3 protein-coding genes are annotated in these 1707 nt (G+C 63.8%); all 3 read right to left on the bottom strand.

Annotated features, from left to right (window positions below; genetic code table 11):
- A partial coding sequence (locus J8G10_RS19270; RefSeq protein ID WP_251448597.1) for a GAD-like domain-containing protein occupies window positions 1-489 on the bottom strand: 489 nt, incomplete at its 3' end.
- A 13-nt stretch (window positions 490-502) separates the two neighbouring features.
- Window positions 503-1063 carry a T6SS immunity protein Tdi1 domain-containing protein gene (locus J8G10_RS19265; RefSeq protein ID WP_251448595.1) on the bottom strand — a complete coding sequence of 187 codons (561 nt, stop codon included), beginning with the start codon at window positions 1061-1063 and terminating at the stop codon, window positions 503-505.
- 10 nt (window positions 1064-1073) lie between these two features.
- A partial coding sequence (locus J8G10_RS19260) for a polymorphic toxin type 15 domain-containing protein (protein ID WP_374208795.1) occupies window positions 1074-1707 on the bottom strand: 634 nt, incomplete at its 5' end.

The following is a 1707-nucleotide window of genomic DNA, read 5'->3' as shown; positions in this document are numbered from 1 at the left end:
CTCGACCTTCGCCGCCCCGCCCAGCGACAGCAGCGGCACGAAGATGAACGACTGGTCATACGGCAGCTCACCGTGCGCCGCGACCGCCTCCGGGAAGATGTCCCAATCGAGCGTCCGGGACAGCGTCTGGGCGGCGCCGACGCTCACGAGGAACAGGAAATCATCCAGGCTCCCCAGTCCGACCGTCTTACCGCGGCGGTACAGGATCCCGACCGCGCCGGGATGGCTGGGCTCCCATGTGATCAGGTCGCCCAGTCCGGTCACCATGATCGGGATCGCGACGCCATCGCCCTGCGTCTTTCCGATGCAGTCCCCGACCTCCGCCTCATAGAGCTTCGGATCGATCACCCGCAGGAATCCCTGCGCGAACGTGCCGTACCCGTAGGTCTCCCAGATCTCGATCAGCTCATCAGGGACCCGCCCCCGATACTCCTCGATGATCTCCGCCGGAACCGGCGCATGCGGAACGAAATCAGCGATCTCAACCATGTACCGACTCGACTCAGTGGCCGATGACGCCCTGCAGATCCACGGCGACCTGGATCGACGCGATCGTCTCCCGCTTGTGCAGGTTCTCGACCTTCGCCGCCCCGCCCAGCGACAGCAGCGGCACGAAGATGAACGACTGGTCATACGGCAGCTCACCGTGCGCCGCGACCGCCTCCGGGAAGATGTCCCAATCGAGGGAATCGGAGAGCTCCTCGGCGCCGTCGAGGCGGACGAGCGTGAGGAACGACTTCAACGTCCCCAGTCCGACCGTCGTACCGCGGCGGAAGAGGATCCCCGTCACACCGGGTCGACTCGGCTCCCAGGTGATGAGGTCGCCCAGTCCGGTCACCATGATCGGGATCGCGATGCCATCGCCCTGCGTCTTGCCGATGCAGTCTCCGACCTCGGCCTCATAGAGCTTCGGATCGATGATCCGCAGGAATCCCTCACCGAAGGTTCCGTACCCGTAGGTCTCCCAGACCTCGATCAGCTCATCAGGGACACGCCCCCGATACTCGTCGATGATCTCCGCCGGAACCGGCGCATGCGGAACGAAATCAGCGATCTCAACCATGTTTCCCAACCTATCGGAGGACGACATTGATGAAGGTGTTGTCGAGGTCGACGCCGGGGTTGGCGTGCATGAAGTCGATCACGGCCTGATCGATGTCGCCGACACGGTTCTTCCACTGCGACCCCAGCGAGGAGTTGATGCGCGTGTCGCCGACCCGTGAGATGTCGGTGACGTTCCCGCCCGCGATGCCGTCGAGACGGTGCAGCGCCGCCTGACCTTTGAGCCATTCCTCGGCAAGCTGCTTCGCCTCGTCCCTGGACTTGCCCGCTTCGCGGAGTCGCGCGATCTCGTTCTTCAGCGCGTCATCACGGGCGTTCTGCTGCGCCCGGAGCGAGTCCGACGTACGACCCTGCTCGAGGTACTCGATGCGGTTCTTCAGCCAGTCGGACAGCGGCATCCTCTGCAGCGTGTCCATCTGCTCGTCGTACTGCCTCGTGTACTCGGCCGAGTCGTGATTCTTGTTCCTCTTGAACTTCTTGACGCTGACGTCGACCTTGCCGTCGTAGTGGTCGCGGCCACGGACCTGACGGATCACGTCGTCGAGATGCCCGTCCATGTTCGCCGTCAACTGGTGCAGCTTGTGATCCGCATGCGCGAACCCCTTCAACGCCGCCTGCTTCAACTCCCGGATGATCGGCTTCACC

The sequence above is a fragment of the Microbacterium sp. USTB-Y genome (assembly GCF_023703415.1).
Taxonomy (GTDB): Bacteria; Actinomycetota; Actinomycetes; order Actinomycetales; family Microbacteriaceae; genus Microbacterium.
This window is presented reverse-complemented; position numbering and strand designations above follow the sequence as displayed.